Here is a 15,784-nt window from a genome sequence, read left to right as displayed (position 1 = left end):
GGTTTCATGCCACGCCAGAAAACTGTCTCATCCGGAGTTGTCAGCAGGACCCGTCGTCCCAAGCAGCCGGAAGGAAAGGCTGGAGTGGCAAGACCTGACGGCGGGATCGACACGGAAATGTTCGGCGACGATCCGGCCGCCGAACTGGTACCCGTCGCCGACGAACCGATCGCGCCAGTTTCGCGCGTCGGCCTGCGCAACACGGACTTGAATGCGGACGACGCCGATCACGATGACGGCGACGAGGAAGAATCCGAAGAGGATGAGGAAGAGGGCAGCAGTGAGACCACTGCCGAGCCCGATGACTTCCGTACCGTGTTGCACACGGAACTCGCCGCCGACACGGTCCAGCATTATCTCAATCGCATCAGCATCAAGCCGCTGCTCTCCGCGCCGGAGGAACTCCATTTCTCCACGCTGGCCAAGGGCGGTGACTTTTCCGCGCGTCAGGTGATGATCGAGCGCAATCTGCGTCTCGTGGTCAGCATCGCCAAGGGCTATCTGAATCGGGGCGTGCCGCTGCTCGACTTGATCGAGGAAGGCAACCTGGGCCTGATGCACGCGATCGAGAAATTCGATCCTTCGCGCGGATTCCGCTTTTCGACGTATGCGACCTGGTGGATTCGCCAGAGCATCGAGCGCGCGATCATGAACCAGGCACGCACCGTGCGCTTGCCTGTGCACGTGATTCGCGAACTCAACCAGGTACTGCGCGCCAAGCGCCATCTTGAAAAAGGTGGCACCGATGGCCGCGACGCCAGCCTCGAGGACATCGCTCACCTGCTCGGCAAGACGCCGGACGAGGTGCAGGACGTGCTGGCACTCAATGAACATACCACCTCGCTCGACACGCCGTTCGACCTCGACCCGGGCTCCAGCCTGCTCGATTTCCTTTCCGACGAGCATAACGCCGCACCCGATCAGGAAGTGGCCCACCGCGAGCTGGAAAACCTGATGAAACTCTGGCTGGCGCGCCTGTCGGAGAAGCATCGCTATGTGGTGGAGCGCCGTTTCGGCCTCAATCACATCGAGCCGGCCACGCTCGAGGAGCTGGCCGAGGAAATGGGTCTCACGCGCGAGCGCGTGCGTCAGATCCAGCAGGAAGCGCTGGTCAAGCTCAAACGGCATTTCGCTTCGCAAGGTGTACGCAAGGACGCCGTTCTATGACCCCTGTGCTGGTATTCGACATCGAGACAATTCCCGATGTCGACGGCCTGCGCCGTTTGCATGACCATCCCGCATCGATGAGCGACGCCGAAGTCGCCGAGCATGCGTTTGCCGCCCGCCGGGAGAAGACCGGTTCCGACTTCCTGCCGCACTACCTGCAACGCGTGGCCGCCATTTCGTGCGTGCTGCGCCGGACGCAACGCGACGGATCGGCGGTGTTTCATGTCGGCTCGCTGGGCACGCTCGAGGATGGCGAGGCAACGCTGATCCAGAAGTTCTACGAATTGATTGCGCGCTATAGCCCGCAACTCGTGTCCTGGAATGGTGGCGGCTTCGATCTGCCCGTGCTGCACTACCGTGGCTTGGTTCACGGCGTCTCTGCGCCGCGCTACTGGGAAATGGGCGAGGGCCGCGACGACGATAGCCGCGACTTCAAGTGGAACAACTACATTAGCCGCTATCACATGCGGCACCTCGACCTGATGGACCTGCTGGCGATGTACCAGCCGCGCGCGAGCGCGCCACTCGACGATCTGGCGAAGCTGTGTGGATTCCCCGGGAAGATGGGGATGGACGGCAGCAAGGTCTGGGAAGCCTATCAGGCGGGGAAGCTGAAAGAGATCCGCGACTACTGCGAGACCGATGTCGTCAACACGTACCTGATGTACTGCCGCTTTCAACTCATGCGCGGTGGCCTGACGCCGCGCGAGTTCGATATGGAGGTGGCACTGACCCAGGAGACGCTGGCAGAGCTTCCCGGGGAACAGTGGATGGAATACCTGCGGGCGTTCCGACTCCAGCCGATGAGCCCGGAGAGCGAGGACGACGACTGACCTACAGATCCATCGTCAGGTGGATCGGCTGATGGTCCGATGCATCGGTGCGGTCGTTGACCTCGCACCGGCGCACATTCCCGAGCAGATCGTCCGTCACGAATACGAAGTCACAGGCGAAGGGTGGCTCCGGCCATTGTTCCTTGTCGAACAGCGCGCAGGTGGGCGCGTGCGGTTGCCCAGGATGCATATGGATCCATGCGTCGTGCCAATCCGGCGTGACGCCGCCATAGGTTTCGACCATGCGCAGATAGGCCCCATCTTCCGGTCGGCTGTTGAAGTCGCCGCACAGGATCGCCTCGCTCGGCCGGGGTTCCGGTGTGAACGGGCCCGGCCGGTTTTCCGATCGACCCGGGTGGCGCGCGTGGTCGCAAGCCTGCACATGCCAGTCGCGTAACGCTTCGGTCTGCGCCGCGCGCTGCGATGTCGAGTAATACTCCAGGTGCGTGCAGATGATGCGCAGCAGTCGACTGCCGGCCTGCACCGTGACTTCCAGTGCCACGCGGGGCATCGACGCGACATCGGGATCGGCGGGCCAGGGCAAGGCATGGCGGAAGATCTCGCGCACAGGCAGGCGAGTGGCGATTGCGTTACCGAACTGGCGCGGGCTGCCGTCACGGTGGGTGCGGTCGACGCCGGGGGCGAAGATTACCTGGTAGTCCGGCAGCAGGGCGGAGAGTTCGGCCACCTGATCGGGGCCGGGGTGGCCGGCAAGGTCGCTGAAGCCGCGCGTGATTTCCTGCAGGCAGAGCACGTCGGCATCGGCCATTCCACGCAGGGTGTCGACAATGCGGGCGAGATCGACCTTGCCGTCGGCCCCGCGGCCCCACTGGATATTCCACGAAATCAGTTCCATAGCCTGCCCCCTTCGATGTCGGGCGCCGCGACTGGACTACAATCGCGCTTCTGCAAAACAATACGACAGGTCCCACTGGTGTCTCAAGCCGTGTCTTCCCAGCCCAATCCGACAAGCCACCCGGAAGCGGCATCTGCCGCTTCCGCCGCTTCCAATGATCCCGTCGTCAAGATCGACAGCCTCGACATGGAGGCGCGTGGCGTCGGCCGTCTGGAGAACGAGGACGGCACGCCAGGCAAGGTGATTTTCGTCGAGGGTGCGCTGCCCGGCGAGACGGTTGCGTATCGCAGCTATCGCCGCAAGCCTAGCTACGAACAGGCCCAACTCGTCGAGGTGAAGCAGGCCTCCGTCATGCGGGTGAAGCCGGGTTGCCAGCATTTTGGCGTGTGCGGCGGCTGCTCGATGCAGCACCTGGACTCGCGCGCGCAACTGGCAATCAAGCAGCGTGTGCTCGAAGACAATCTCTGGCACCTGTCGAAGGTGAAGCCCGACGTCGTGTTCCGCCCGATCGCGGGCCCGGATTGGGGCTATCGCTACCGCGCCCGTCTGACGGTGCGGCACGTTGTCAAGAAGGGTGGAGTGCTGGTGGGCTTCCACGAGCGCAAGAGCAGCTATGTGGCGGACATGACGCACTGCGAGATCCTGCCGCCGCATGTGTCGGCAATGCTGGTGCCGCTGCGCGAATTGGTGGGCGGCCTGTCGATCCATGATCGGATGCCGCAGATCGAACTGGCCGTTGGTGCGGAGGTGACCGCACTTGTGTTGCGCGTCCTGGAGCCGCTCAACGACGCCGACAAGGACTTGCTGCGGGCCTTCGCCGATCAGCATCAGGTGCAGTTCTGGCTCCAGCCGAAGGGGCCGGACACGGTCTATCCGTTTTATCCGGCCGAGCAGGAGCTGGCCTATACACTGCCCGAGTTCGGCATCCGGATGCCGTTCAAGCCGACCGACTTCACGCAGGTCAATCACCAGATCAATCGCGTGCTGATTGGTCGCGCGCTACGTCTGCTGGATGCGAAGCCGACTGACCGCCTGCTCGACCTGTTCTGCGGCATCGGCAATTTCACGCTGCCGCTGGCGACGCAGGGTGCATCTGTCATGGGGATCGAGGGAAGCGAGGTGCTGACCACGCGTGCGCTGGCCAATGCCGAGTACAACGGGCTGGCAGCCAAGACGTCCTTCGCCTGCCGCAATCTGTTCGAGGTGACCGCCGAGGACATCGCAGCGCTGGGCCGCTTCGACCGCTGGCTGGTAGACCCGCCGCGCGAGGGTGCGCTGGCTGTCTGCAAGGCGCTTGCTGAACTGAGTCAGGCCGGTAGCGACGTGCTGCCGAAGCGTATCGTCTATGTGTCGTGCAGTCCGGCGACGCTGGCGCGTGACGCGGGCTTGCTGGTGCACGAGGCCGGCTACCGCCTGGCCGGCGCGGGCGTGGTCAATATGTTCCCGCATACGTCGCACGTGGAGTCGATCGCGGTGTTCGAGCGCGACTGAATCCACATGGCGCACCCATGAAAAAAACCGCCCGAGGGCGGCTTTTTTTCGTTGGCAGATGCAGGTCAGTCGCGGCTGCCGCCTGCGATGCCGAGCAGGGCCAGCAGGTTCACGAACACGTTGTACACGTCCAGGTAGATCGCGAGCGTGGCGGTCACGTAGTTGGTTTCGCCGCCATTCACCACGCGCTGCACGTCCACCAGGATGAACGCCGAGAAGATGCCGATGGCGATCACCGACAGCGTGATCATCAGCGCCGGCAGTTGCAGCCAGATGTTGGCCAGGCTGGCCAGGATCAGCAGGATCACGCCGACGAACAGGAACTTGGCCAAGCCGGAGAAATCACGCTTGCTCACGCTGGCAATGGTGGCCATCACGCCGAAAACCGCTGCGGTACCGCCAAAGGCGTACATGATCAGCGCGGGGCCGTTCGAGAACGACAGCGTGAAGCTGAGGATGCGTGCCAGCATCAGACCCATGAAGAAGGTGAAGGCCAGCAGCAGGACCACGCCCATGCCGCTGTTCTTGGTCTTCTCGATGGCGAACATGAAGCCGAAGGCGACCGCGAGGAACAGCACGGCCGACATCATCGGGCTGCCAGCGATCATCGCGGTGAAACCAGTGACCACGCCGATCCAGGCGCCGATCACGGTTGGAATCATCGAAATGGCCAGCAGCCAGTAAGTATTACGAAGGACCCGGTTGCGGACGGCTACATCAGTGACGCTCGCAGCACTATTGCCGAACCCATAGGTATTCAGCTTGTTGTTCATGGTGACTCCTGTCATCAGATATCAGTGAGGCGCCGGGGCAACCCGGCCAGCACAGCGCCAATGTGGCATCGCGCCCGCGGATTTGCAAGGGGGCTTTGTATGGACAATATCCCCGTTCAATAGTTGTTTTCCGAAAACGCAAACATTTGACGGGGTCCGCGCGCTTCCGTTCCCGTGATTCCTGGGCAATAAGTTATCTATAGATATCTTTTTGCTTGACGGTCTGCGGCGTTGGGCGCGCCCGGAAATGCATTGGCAGGCATGTTCGAAACCGTCATGCGGTCGTGCTAGAATTGCACGTTTAATCCATTTGTAACCCCTTCATTTTTCGGAGTTTTTCATGGCGATCGAACGCACCCTGTCGATTATCAAGCCGGATGCCGTGGCCAAGAACGTTATCGGCCAGATCTACGCCCGTTTCGAGGCCGCTGGCCTGAAAGTCGTTGCAGCCAAGATGGTTCACCTGTCGCGCGGTGAAGCCGAGCAGTTCTACGCTGTTCACAAGGCGCGCCCGTTCTTCAAGGACCTGGTGGACTTCATGGTTTCGGGCCCGGTCATGATCCAGGCTCTGGAAGGCGAAAGCGCTATCGCCAAGAACCGCGACCTGATGGGCGCCACCGACCCGAAGAAGGCTGAAAAGGGCACGATCCGCGCCGATTTCGCCGACAGCATCGACGCTAACGCCGTGCACGGTTCGGACGCTCCGGAAACGGCTGCCGTGGAAGTGGCTTTCTTCTTCCCGGGTATGAACGTTTACAGCCGCTGATTGTCTCTGACATCACGACTGAACCTGTAGTCAAGTTGGAACTGCCGTCATGAATAATCTCGTCAACCTGCTCGATCTCGACGCGGACGCGCTCACTGCCTATTGCGGCGAGCTCGGCGAGAAGCCATTCCGTGCGCGGCAGTTGCAGCGCTGGATCCACCAGTTTGGAGCCAGCCACTTCGACGCCATGACGGATCTCGCCAAGTCGCTGCGCGAAAAGCTCGCGACGCGTGCCGAGATCCGCTCGCCCGCTGCCATTTCGGACAATACGTCGTCCGATGGCACGCGCAAATGGCTGCTCGATGTGGGGGACGGCAACGCGGTGGAGACGGTGTACATCCCCGAGGACACGCGCGGCACGCTGTGTGTGTCGTCGCAGGCGGGGTGCGCCGTCAATTGCCGATTCTGTTCGACCGGCAAGCAAGGTTTTTCGCGCAATCTCTCCACCGGCGAGATTATCGGCCAGCTCTGGATGGCCGAGTTCGCGATGCGTGCCCAGCTGGGTCGCGGCCCCAAGGACGAGCGTGTCATCTCCAATGTGGTGATGATGGGCATGGGCGAGCCGCTGCTCAACTATGACGCGGTCGTGCCGGCCATGCGGCTGATGCTCGATGATAATGCGTACGGCCTGTCGCGTCGGCGCGTGACGTTGTCCACGTCCGGCGTAGTGCCGATGATGGACCGTCTGTCGAAGGACTTGCCCGTGGCGCTGGCGGTTTCGCTGCACGCCTCGAACGATGCGCTGCGCGACGTGCTCGTGCCGCTCAACCGCAAGTACCCGCTGGCGGAGCTGATGGCGGCTTGTCGCCGCTACCTGGAATTCGCGCCGCGCGATTTCATTACTTTCGAATACTGCATGCTCGATGGCGTCAACGATGGCGTCGAACATGCGCGGGAACTGCTGAAGCTTGTGGCCGACGTGCCTTGCAAGTTCAACCTGATTCCGTTCAACCCGTTCCCGGAATCGGGGCTGAAGCGCTCGAACAACGAGCAGATTCGCCGCTTCGCCCAGGTATTGATGGATGCGGGGATTGTCACGACGATCCGCAAAACACGTGGCGACGACATCGACGCCGCGTGTGGCCAGCTTGCTGGCGAAGTCATGGATCGTACCCGTCTGGCCGAGCGCGGCAAGTTCGGCAAGATCACGCCACTGGTGCCGGTGGCTGACGCCGGCGCCCCCCGGGAGGCCCGTCCTGCATGACCCGTCTGATCGTTGCTGCCCTGTTCGGGCTGATGCTGTCCGCCTGTTCGTTGCCGCCTGCACCCGCCCAGGACATCAAGACCGCTTCCGATCAGACTCCGGCCGACAAGCGCGCCAGTATCAGGCTGCGCCTGGCCACGCAGTACCTCGAGGCGCGCCAGTATTCGGTGGCGCTTGACGAGGTCAAGCAGGCCATCAATATCGATCCGACGCTGGTCGACGCCTATCACGTTCGGGCGCTGGTCTACATGGGCATGAACGAGACCGCCCTGGCCGAAGACAGTTTCCGCACCGCGCTGAGCATGCGTGACAGCGACCCGGACGTGTTGAACAACTACGGCTGGTTCCTGTGCCAGAACAACCGCTACGCAGAGGCGAAGGCCATGCTGCAGCGCGCGGTGCAGGCGCCGTCCATGAACGGCCCCGTCAAGCCGCTGACGAACTTGGGCGCCTGCGAGATGCGCAATGGCGACCTGATTTCGGCGCAGAAGAGTCTCCAGACGGCCTATGGCTACGACCGCAATGATCCGGCGTTGCTGACGAACCTCGCGCAGCTCAGTTTCCAACGCGGGGAGATGCCGCAGGCCAAGGACTACGTTGGCCGCGTCAACAGCAGCCGCTTTGCCAGCGCGCAATCCCTCTGGCTGGGTGCGCGCATCGCCCGCCGACAGGGCGATACCGAAACACAGAACGCACTCACGGCACAACTGCGCAGCCGGTTCCCCGACTCGCGCGAGTTGACCGCATACGAGAGAGGAGCTTGGGATGAGTGAACAAGAGCGCGCCGACAGCCAGGCCGCGACGACGGGTCACGTCGGCGGTGGCGCGACAGACTCTGACCGCGAGGCTGTTGCCCGCGAGATCGGGGCGAAATTGAAAGACGCTCGCGAGGCGCAGCGGCTTTCTCTGGAAGATGTCAGTGCACGACTGAAGGTGGCAGCGTCGAAGCTCGTCGCCATTGAGTCGGGCAATGTATCGAGCCTGCCCGATGTGACGTTCGCGAAGGGTGTGATGCGTGCTTACGCGCGGACGCTCCAGGTGAATATCGACGGGTTGCTGGGGCGCTATCACGCGCAGGCTCAGGCCACGCCAGTTACCGGGATCACGCAGCGTCATGAGGGCGCACTCAATCAGGCTTTCGACGATCGCAAGCGCTTCGGTTCGAAGGGTACTGGCGGTGGTGCCGGTGGGCGCTGGGTCTGGCTGGTTTGCGTGCTGGCCTTGATCGGCGTTGGCGGATATTTCGGCTTTGATCATGCCAAGGCGTGGGTCGAGGCCCGCAGCAAGGCCGCGGCCGAGGCGCCCAAACCGGCTGTTGCCGAGGAGCGGGCCCAGGAGCAGAGCAATAACGATGGCACGGTGAGCGCAGCGTTGCCGCCGGTGATGACCGGCAACGACTCGCCAGCACCGTCCGAGACTGCGTCGGCATCGGCCGCGCAGTCCGTGGCCGTCACGCCGGCCCCGGCTACCACGTCGGCGGGTTTGCCGATGGTCACGGGTGGAGAGGCTCCCGCCGAGGCGGCAAAGACGCCAGCCGCTACGCCGCCTGCCACGGTTCCCGCTGCGCAGGGCGACAGTGCGGGTGCTGTGCAGATCCGTTTCTCGGCCGATAGCTGGTATGAAGTACGAGACCGCACCGGCAAGGTCATTCTTGGCGGTACCGCCAAGGCTGGCGATACCGTGTCGGGCGGTGGCGCGGGCGGGCCCTACAAGGTCATTCTCGGGAATGTGAAGGGCGTTGAGTCGCTGACGCACAATGGTGCCGCAGTGAACTTTCAGGCGTCCAACCGGAATAATGTGGCCCGCATGACCCTGCAGTAATGCGCTGCGGGTGGCGCGGCCAGCCATGCAAGAAAAGGTGGTAATGCAATGAACCAGAACGCTTTCCAGCCCGTGATCCCGGGCCCGCTGCCGCGTCGCGTTTCGCGCCAGGCCAGTGTTGTGTGGGGCGACAACATCGTGACGATCGGCGGCGGCGCGCCAGTGCGCGTGCAGTCGATGACCAACACCGATACGGTGGATGCCATCGGCACCGCAATCCAGATCAAGGAACTGGCACGCGCCGGTTCGGAGATTGTCCGTATCACGGTGAATACGCCGGAAGCCGCCGCGGCCGTGCCGGCGATTCGCGAACAACTCGACCGTATGGGCGTGGATGTGCCGCTGGTGGGCGACTTCCACTACAACGGCCATACGCTGCTGCATGACTACCCCGAGTGCGCGCAGGCGCTCTCGAAGTACCGGATCAACCCCGGCAATGTCGGCAAGGGTGCCAAGCGCGACAAGCAGTTCGCCGAGATGATCGAGATGGCGTGCCGCTACAACAAACCGGTGCGTATCGGCGTGAACTGGGGCAGCCTGGATCAGGATTTGCTGGCACGCATCATGGACGAAAACGCCCAGCGCGCCGAGCCGTGGCCCGCGCAAAGCGTGATGGTAGAGGCGCTGATTACGTCGGCGATCGAGTCGGCCCAGAAGGCTGAAGAGATCGGTTTGCCGGCCAATCAGATCATTCTGTCGTGCAAGGTATCGCAGGTGCAGGAACTGGTCGCGGTATACCGCGAGCTGGCGCGCCGCTGCGACTATGCGCTGCATCTGGGTCTGACTGAAGCCGGCATGGGCAGCAAGGGTATCGTTGCGTCGACGGCTGCGCTATCGGTGCTGCTGCAGGAAGGTATCGGCGACACGATCCGGATCTCGCTGACGCCGGAACCCGGCGCGCCGCGCGAGAAGGAAGTCTACGTCGGCCAGGAAATCCTGCAGACGATGGGGCTGCGCAACTTCACGCCGATGGTGATCGCGTGCCCGGGATGCGGTCGCACCACCAGCACAACGTTCCAGGAGCTGGCAGCAAGCATCCAGTCGTATCTGCGCGAGCAGATGCCGGTCTGGAAGACGGCCTACCCGGGCGTGGAAGAAATGGATGTGGCAGTGATGGGCTGCATCGTCAACGGCCCTGGCGAAAGCAAGCACGCCAACATCGGTATTTCGCTGCCGGGTTCGGGCGAATCGCCTGCGGCGCCGGTGTTCGTGGACGGCGTCAAGGTGAAGACCCTGCGCGGCGAGAACATCGCGCAGGAGTTCCAGGCGATCGTCGACGAGTATGTACGTTCGCACTACGGTCCGGACGCGAAACAGGCTTCACAAGAAGCGGTGGCCTGATCGATTCGGCGCCATCGCGCAAGGATCGGGCATCACCGTAACAACAAATCAGACATGAGCGAAGACAAGACGAAGGCCGTCAAGGCACTGCAGGGCGTGAAGGGCATGAACGACATGCTGCCCACTGACGCCCCGCTGTGGGATATGTTCGAAAGCGCGGCGCGCAGCATGTTGCGCGCCTATGGCTACCAGCAGATCCGCACGCCGATCGTCGAGCATACCCAGCTGTTCGTGCGCGGTATCGGCGAGGTCACCGACATCGTCGAGAAGGAGATGTACTCCTTCACCGATTCCCTGAACGGCGAGAATCTGACGCTGCGTCCGGAGGGCACTGCTGCGGCCGTGCGTTCGACGATCGAGCATAACCTGCTGTATGACGGCCCCAAGCGCCTCTGGTACATCGGCCCGATGTTCCGTCACGAACGCCCGCAGCGTGGTCGCTATCGTCAGTTCCACCAGCTCGGCGCGGAAGCGCTCGGCTTTGCCGGCCCGGACGTCGACGCGGAAATCATCCTGATGTGCCAGCGCCTGTGGGACGACCTCGGGCTGACCAACGTCCGTCTCGAACTGAACTCGCTGGGCCAGGCGCATGAGCGCGCCGCGCATCGCGAGCAGCTCATCAAGTACCTGGAAGGCTTCCAGGACATCCTCGATGAGGACAGCAAGCGTCGTCTGTACACGAACCCGCTGCGGGTGCTGGACACGAAGAATCCGGCGCTGCAGGAGATGGCCGCCAATGCACCGAAGCTGATCGACTTCCTCGGGGAGGAGTCGCTCGCTCACTTCGAGGGCGTTCAGAGGATCCTGCTGGCCAACAATATTCCGTTCAAGATCAACCCGCGTCTGGTGCGCGGCCTGGACTACTACAACCTGACCGTGTTCGAGTGGATCACGGACAAGCTGGGTGCCCAGGGCACGATCGCCGGCGGTGGCCGTTATGACCCGCTGATCCAGCAGATGGGTGGCAAGCCTGCGCCGGCCTGCGGCTGGGCAATGGGCATCGAGCGGATCATCGAACTGATCCGCGAAGAGAACCTGGTGCCGGATACGCAGGGCTGTGACGTCTACATGGTTCACCAGGGTGAATTGGCGAACCAGCAGGCAATGATCGCCGCCGAACGCCTGCGTGACGCCGGGCTGGACGTGGTCCTCCATGCCACGCCGGACGGCAAGAGCGGGAGCTTCAAGTCGCAGATGAAGCGTGCCGATGCAAGTGGCGCATCCTTTGCAGTTATCATTGGCGACGACGAAATCGCCGCGGGCACGGTGCAGGTCAAGCAACTGCGCGGCGGCAATGTGGCCGAAGGTGGCCAGCAAACCACTGTGCCGGCCGAGCAGGTTGTCGAATTCATCATCGACGCGATGGTCGATGAGATCGAAGGCGACGACGAGCAATAATCTGCCGTTCCCTATCGCAGCACCCGGTCGTTGTCCCTGACGGCGGCCGGTTATATTCAACCTAAGCAGATAACTGCCTCGACATGGCTTACGATCTAGAAGAACAGGAACAGCTTGAGAGTCTCAAGGCCTGGTGGAAACAGTATGGCAACGCTGTCACCTGGGCGTTGATTGTCATCTTGCTCGGGTTGGCTGCCTGGAGTGGTTGGGGTTACTGGCAGCGCGTGCAGGCGCGCGATGCGTCGCTGCTGTATGAGCAGGTCACCAAGGCTGCGGAAAGCCGCGACGCCGACCGCGTGAAGCGCGCCGCTACCGACCTCGAAGAGAAGTTTGGTCGTACCGCCTATGGACCGATGAGCGCGTTGGTCGCGGCCAAGGTGCTGTACGAAGCCGGTGATCTGGCTGGCGCCAAGACCCAGCTCCAGTGGGCGATCGACCATGGCGGTGACGACTACGCGCCGCTGGCCCGTGTGCGCATGGCTGGCGTGCTGCTGGACGAGAAGGCCTATGACCAGGGTCTGGCGCTGCTCAAGGACGAGCCGGCCGCACCTTACGCTGCGCTGTTCGCAGACCGTCGTGGCGATCTGCTGGCCGCCCAGGACAAGCGCGAGGAAGCGCGTACCGCCTATCGCAGCGCGCTCGACAAGCTCGGCAGCGGTGAGGCGTCCATGCGCCAGATCATCCAGTTCAAACTCGATGCGCTGGGCGCGGCCTGAGCGGCCCCAGTTCCTCACTAAGGATTGCACCGTATGACGTCATTGCTTCGCGTAGCCGCCACCCGCACGATCGTTGCCGGCACCTGTCTCGGCCTGCTGGCAGGCTGCTCGTTGTTCAGCAAGGAAAACAAGCATCCGCCCACGGAGCTGAAGCCGATTGCGGCGACGCTGTCGGTCAAGCAGGCCTGGAAGGCCGACGTGGGCAAGGGTGGTCCGTACGTGATGTCGCCGGTGGCGTCGGGCAATACGGTTTATGTGTCGTCGAACGGCGGCACCGTGCTCGCGCTCGATGGCGCAACCGGCCAGACGCGCTGGAAGGCGAAGACCGATCTGGACTTGACGTCCGGCCCCGGCACCGACGGTACGGTGACGGCCGTGGCGGGTGAAAAGGGCGCGATCTACGCGTTCGACACCAGCGGCAAGCAGATCTGGAAGAAACAGGTCAATGGTGAGGTGCTGTCGGCCCCGCTGGTTGGCAACGGTCTCGTGATCGTTCGTACCACCGATACGCGCCTGATCGGCATGGATGCCATGACGGGCGAGCGACGCTGGATCTATCAGCGCACGCAGACCCCGCTGAACCTGCGTGCGGCCATGGGCATGGTGTTTGCCGGCGACGGCATCGTCACCGGCTTCCCGGGCGGCAAGCTCGGCGTGCTCGCCCCGGGCAATGGCGCGCTGCGGTGGGAAAGCACCGTGTCGTACCCGAAGGGCGTCTCGGAGATCGAGCGTCTGAACGATGTGACCGGCGTGCCGGCCGTCAATGGCCGCCAGGTGTGCGCGACGACGTTCCAGGGGCGCGTGTCGTGCCTGGAGCTCGCCAACGGCCAGCCGCAATGGGGCAAGGATTTCTCGTCGCCAAGCGGGCTGGCACAGGACGATACTTCGCTGTATGCCAGCGACGAGACGTCGGCGGTGTACGCGTTCGATCGCCAGAACGGCAATGAACGCTGGAAGAACACTGAACTGCGGTACCGTAGTCTCGGTGCGCCCGTGGCCGTGGGCCGCTCGGTGGTGGTGGGCGACTTCGAGGGCTTCGTCCACTTCCTGTCGCGCGAAGACGGCAAGATCCTGGCCCGTATGAAGACCGACGGCAGCGCGGTTACCGCGGCGCCGGTTATGGCCGGTCAGACCTTGGTGGTTCAGACCCGCGATGGCGATATTTACGGCTTCGTGCCGGACTGATCGCCAGCGCACGTAACGCACCCAACGCCGCCCGTGCCCCTGTCGCACGGGGGGCGCCAATCCGGTAGCATGATCCCTGGTCGTGCCAAAAACTGCGGAATCGGGCCCTGGGCTCGGGTTCCGCCGACAGGAAAAGCGGCCAGACGTGCATAGGCACGATGGTTGTCGGATCAACATGACTCCGGAATAGCTGGGGGACGGCGCGAGCCGCCCCCTGTTTCCGTTTATTGAATGAAACCAGTTATCGCACTCGTCGGTCGTCCCAATGTAGGGAAGTCGACGCTATTCAATCGCATGACCCGCTCGCGCGACGCGCTCGTCGCCGATTTGCCGGGCCTGACACGGGACCGCCATTACGGCGAGGGCCGTATCGGCGATCGCCCCTTCATCGTGATCGATACCGGGGGCTTCGAGCCGGTGGCCAAGGAAGGCATCGTGGCCGAAATGGCCAAGCAGACGCGCCAGGCCGTGGTGGAAGCGGATGTCGTCATCTTTCTCGTCGATGGTCGCCTGGGGCTGGCGCCGCAGGACCGTGTCATCGCGGACTACCTCCGCAAGACAGGTCGCCGCGTGATGCTGGCGATCAACAAGGCCGAGGGCATGAAGTACACCTCGGTGGCCGCGGATTTCTATGAACTGGGCATGGGTGATCCGTACGCGATCTCGTCGACGCATGGCGACGGCGTGCGCGAACTGGTCGATGAAGCCCTCGACCTGGCCGTTCAGGAGCGTCCGGAACTGGCAGATCAGGAAGATGCCGGCCAGCACGGCGTCAAGATCGCCATCGTTGGTCGCCCGAACGTCGGCAAGTCCACGCTCGTGAACACCTTGATCGGCGAAGAGCGCGTGATTGCCTTCGACATGCCGGGTACCACGCGCGACGCTATCTATGTGGAGTTCGAGCGTGGCGGCAAGCCTTACACGCTGATTGACACGGCTGGCCTGCGCAAGCGCGGCAAGGTGTTCGAAGCGATTGAGAAGTTCTCGGTGGTCAAGACGCTGCAGTCGATCGCGGACGCCAATGTGGTGGTGCTGCTGCTCGATGCACAGCAGGATATCTCCGAGCAGGACGCGCATATCGCCGGGTTCATCGTGGAGTCGGGCAGGGCGTTGGTGGTAGGCGTGAACAAGTGGGACGGCCTGGACGGCCATCAGCGCGACCGGGTCAAGCACGACCTGGAGCGCAAGTTGCAGTTCCTGAGTTTCGCGAACATCCACTTCGTATCCGCCCGCGAGCGCACCGGCATTGGCGCGCTTTTGCGCTCGGTGGACGACGCGTACGCCGCTGCGATGATCAAGCTTCCGACGCCGCAGATCACGCGGGTGCTCCAGGAAGCGGTGGAGTTCCAGCAGCCGAAGCGCGTGGGCGTGTCCCGCCCGAAACTGCGCTACGCGCACCAGGGTGGATCGAATCCGCCGATCATCGTTGTGCACGGGAACGCGCTGTCCGGCGTGACCGACGCGTACCGGCGCTACCTCGAGAACCGCTTCCGCACGGCGTTCAAACTCAAGGGAACACCGCTTCGGATCGAATTTCGTACGAACAAAAACCCGTACGCCGAATCGAAGGATTGACCAGGAAAAGGGACAGGTTTTGCCGCCAAGTTTCGTTTGCGTTCGTTTGGAACTGCGGCTAAATTCACGGTAGCGGGGAAACCCTGCTCGTAGATGCCAGCCTGGTACCGTTTTTTGATCTTTTTTTGGCGCATCTTGCGCCAACTGGCTTGAACCGGGGATTTTCGTCCCCATGATCCATCACTAAATCTATAAATTTGGAGTGTGCCATGAGCAACAAAGGGCAATTGCTACAAGACCCGTTTCTGAATGCGCTGCGCAAAGAGCACGTGCCAGTTTCCATCTACCTCGTCAATGGCATCAAGCTGCAAGGCAATATCGAGTCGTTCGACCAGTACGTCGTCCTGCTGCGCAACACTGTGACGCAGATGGTTTACAAGCATGCGATTTCCACTGTCGTGCCGGCGCGCGCCGTCAATTTCCGTGTGGATGATTCTTCCGAGAGCTGATTTTTCCTCTCCCATGGGCGGCCGCATCTCCGTGCGGCCGTCGCATCGCGTGCCTCGGCTTGTCAGCCGTCTTTTCCGCCCGGAACGGGCGAACCCTTCCGTCGCTTCCCGCTTGCAACCTGAACCTGTCCCGAGCCTTACGGCGTCCGGGGGCGGCAGGCTGCGCCAACGCGGCCAGATTTTGTCTTAACAACGATCCCTTCGGCGCA

The 15,784-nt window shown here is 62.8% G+C and carries 15 protein-coding genes; 13 read left to right on the top strand and 2 right to left on the bottom strand.

Going from position 1 to position 15,784, the window contains the following annotated elements:
• The first annotated feature begins 6 nt into the window (after positions 1 to 6).
• Together rpoS and WD006_RS07130 are read left to right on the top strand one after the other, a co-directional pair.
• Entirely contained in the window at positions 7 to 1,167 is a 1,161-nt protein-coding gene (gene rpoS / locus WD006_RS07135; protein ID WP_011516828.1) for an RNA polymerase sigma factor RpoS, read from the top strand.
• Positions 1,164 to 2,000 carry a 3'-5' exonuclease gene (locus WD006_RS07130; protein ID WP_029307557.1) on the top strand — a complete coding sequence of 279 codons (837 nt, stop codon included), beginning with the start codon at positions 1,164 to 1,166 and terminating at the stop codon, positions 1,998 to 2,000. Before rpoS ends, WD006_RS07130 begins: the two co-directional genes overlap by 4 nt.
• A 1-nt stretch (position 2,001) precedes the next feature.
• Here WD006_RS07130 and WD006_RS07125 read toward each other — a convergent pair whose 3' ends face one another.
• On the bottom strand, positions 2,002 to 2,856 hold the full coding sequence (locus WD006_RS07125) for an endonuclease/exonuclease/phosphatase family protein (protein WP_029307558.1): 855 nt from the start codon (positions 2,854 to 2,856) through the stop codon (positions 2,002 to 2,004).
• A 15-nt stretch (positions 2,857 to 2,871) separates the two neighbouring features.
• Between WD006_RS07125 and rlmD the strand changes: the two genes are divergently transcribed.
• A complete protein-coding gene (rlmD, locus tag WD006_RS07120; protein ID WP_080711392.1) occupies positions 2,872 to 4,347 on the top strand; it encodes a 23S rRNA (uracil(1939)-C(5))-methyltransferase RlmD in 1,476 nt (491 codons plus the stop codon).
• Positions 4,348 to 4,412: 65 nt separating this feature from the next.
• On the opposite strand, the gene WD006_RS07115 is transcribed toward rlmD, so the two are convergent.
• A complete protein-coding gene (locus WD006_RS07115; protein WP_011516824.1) occupies positions 4,413 to 5,120 on the bottom strand; it encodes a Bax inhibitor-1/YccA family protein in 708 nt (235 codons plus the stop codon).
• Positions 5,121 to 5,460: 340 nt separating this feature from the next.
• Between WD006_RS07115 and ndk the strand changes: the two genes are divergently transcribed.
• From ndk to hfq, 10 genes are all read left to right on the top strand, one after another.
• Positions 5,461 to 5,886 (top strand): nucleoside-diphosphate kinase, encoded by a 426-nt coding sequence (ndk, locus tag WD006_RS07110; protein WP_011516823.1) that lies wholly within the window; start codon positions 5,461 to 5,463, stop codon positions 5,884 to 5,886.
• A gap of 49 nt (positions 5,887 to 5,935) precedes the next feature.
• Positions 5,936 to 7,090, top strand: coding sequence for a 23S rRNA (adenine(2503)-C(2))-methyltransferase RlmN (gene rlmN / locus WD006_RS07105; RefSeq protein WP_029307560.1), 1,155 nt, complete (start codon positions 5,936 to 5,938; stop codon positions 7,088 to 7,090).
• The gene (gene pilW / locus WD006_RS07100; RefSeq protein WP_011516821.1) at positions 7,087 to 7,863 is read left to right on the top strand and encodes a type IV pilus biogenesis/stability protein PilW; all 777 of its coding nucleotides are present in this window, start codon (positions 7,087 to 7,089) and stop codon (positions 7,861 to 7,863) included. The genes rlmN and pilW overlap by 4 nt, the downstream gene beginning before the upstream one ends.
• Positions 7,856 to 8,911 carry a RodZ domain-containing protein gene (locus tag WD006_RS07095; protein WP_029307561.1) on the top strand — a complete coding sequence of 352 codons (1,056 nt, stop codon included), beginning with the start codon at positions 7,856 to 7,858 and terminating at the stop codon, positions 8,909 to 8,911. The genes pilW and WD006_RS07095 overlap by 8 nt, the downstream gene beginning before the upstream one ends.
• 48 nt (positions 8,912 to 8,959) lie before the next feature.
• Positions 8,960 to 10,252: a flavodoxin-dependent (E)-4-hydroxy-3-methylbut-2-enyl-diphosphate synthase gene (gene ispG, locus WD006_RS07090; RefSeq protein ID WP_011516819.1), complete on the top strand. Its 1,293-nt coding sequence runs from the start codon at positions 8,960 to 8,962 to the stop codon at positions 10,250 to 10,252.
• 54 nt (positions 10,253 to 10,306) lie between these two features.
• Positions 10,307 to 11,650 (top strand): histidine--tRNA ligase, encoded by a 1,344-nt coding sequence (hisS, locus tag WD006_RS07085; protein WP_011516818.1) that lies wholly within the window; start codon positions 10,307 to 10,309, stop codon positions 11,648 to 11,650.
• Positions 11,651 to 11,733: 83 nt separating this feature from the next.
• Positions 11,734 to 12,366 (top strand): YfgM family protein, encoded by a 633-nt coding sequence (locus WD006_RS07080; protein ID WP_029307562.1) that lies wholly within the window; start codon positions 11,734 to 11,736, stop codon positions 12,364 to 12,366.
• Between the two features lie 33 nt (positions 12,367 to 12,399).
• The gene (gene bamB / locus WD006_RS07075) at positions 12,400 to 13,551 is read left to right on the top strand and encodes an outer membrane protein assembly factor BamB (protein WP_029307563.1); all 1,152 of its coding nucleotides are present in this window, start codon (positions 12,400 to 12,402) and stop codon (positions 13,549 to 13,551) included.
• Between the two features lie 231 nt (positions 13,552 to 13,782).
• A complete protein-coding gene (gene der / locus WD006_RS07070; RefSeq protein WP_011516815.1) occupies positions 13,783 to 15,126 on the top strand; it encodes a ribosome biogenesis GTPase Der in 1,344 nt (447 codons plus the stop codon).
• A gap of 209 nt (positions 15,127 to 15,335) precedes the next feature.
• Positions 15,336 to 15,575, top strand: a complete 240-nt coding sequence (gene hfq, locus WD006_RS07065) for an RNA chaperone Hfq (protein ID WP_011516814.1) — start codon at positions 15,336 to 15,338, stop codon at positions 15,573 to 15,575.
• The last annotated feature ends 209 nt before the right edge of the window (positions 15,576 to 15,784 follow it).

Source organism: Cupriavidus sp. Met-2, assembly GCF_049843575.1.
Classification (GTDB): domain Bacteria; phylum Pseudomonadota; class Gammaproteobacteria; order Burkholderiales; family Burkholderiaceae; genus Cupriavidus; species Cupriavidus metallidurans.
This window is presented reverse-complemented; position numbering and strand designations above follow the sequence as displayed.

Coding starts and splice junctions, on each gene's coding strand:
- WD006_RS07130 (WP_029307557.1), top strand. CDS start 1,164: ATGACCCCTGTGCTGGTATTCGACATCGAGACAATTCCCGATGTCGAC.
- WD006_RS07095 (WP_029307561.1), top strand. CDS start 7,856: ATGAGTGAACAAGAGCGCGCCGACAGCCAGGCCGCGACGACGGGTCAC.
- bamB (WP_029307563.1), top strand. CDS start 12,400: ATGACGTCATTGCTTCGCGTAGCCGCCACCCGCACGATCGTTGCCGGC.
- ndk (WP_011516823.1), top strand. CDS start 5,461: ATGGCGATCGAACGCACCCTGTCGATTATCAAGCCGGATGCCGTGGCC.
- ispG (WP_011516819.1), top strand. CDS start 8,960: ATGAACCAGAACGCTTTCCAGCCCGTGATCCCGGGCCCGCTGCCGCGT.
- WD006_RS07080 (WP_029307562.1), top strand. CDS start 11,734: ATGGCTTACGATCTAGAAGAACAGGAACAGCTTGAGAGTCTCAAGGCC.
- rlmN (WP_029307560.1), top strand. CDS start 5,936: ATGAATAATCTCGTCAACCTGCTCGATCTCGACGCGGACGCGCTCACT.
- hisS (WP_011516818.1), top strand. CDS start 10,307: ATGAGCGAAGACAAGACGAAGGCCGTCAAGGCACTGCAGGGCGTGAAG.
- rpoS (WP_011516828.1), top strand. CDS start 7: ATGCCACGCCAGAAAACTGTCTCATCCGGAGTTGTCAGCAGGACCCGT.
- hfq (WP_011516814.1), top strand. CDS start 15,336: ATGAGCAACAAAGGGCAATTGCTACAAGACCCGTTTCTGAATGCGCTG.
- rlmD (WP_080711392.1), top strand. CDS start 2,872: ATGTCGGGCGCCGCGACTGGACTACAATCGCGCTTCTGCAAAACAATA.
- der (WP_011516815.1), top strand. CDS start 13,783: ATGAAACCAGTTATCGCACTCGTCGGTCGTCCCAATGTAGGGAAGTCG.
- WD006_RS07125 (WP_029307558.1), bottom strand. CDS start 2,856: ATGGAACTGATTTCGTGGAATATCCAGTGGGGCCGCGGGGCCGACGGC.
- WD006_RS07115 (WP_011516824.1), bottom strand. CDS start 5,120: ATGAACAACAAGCTGAATACCTATGGGTTCGGCAATAGTGCTGCGAGC.
- pilW (WP_011516821.1), top strand. CDS start 7,087: ATGACCCGTCTGATCGTTGCTGCCCTGTTCGGGCTGATGCTGTCCGCC.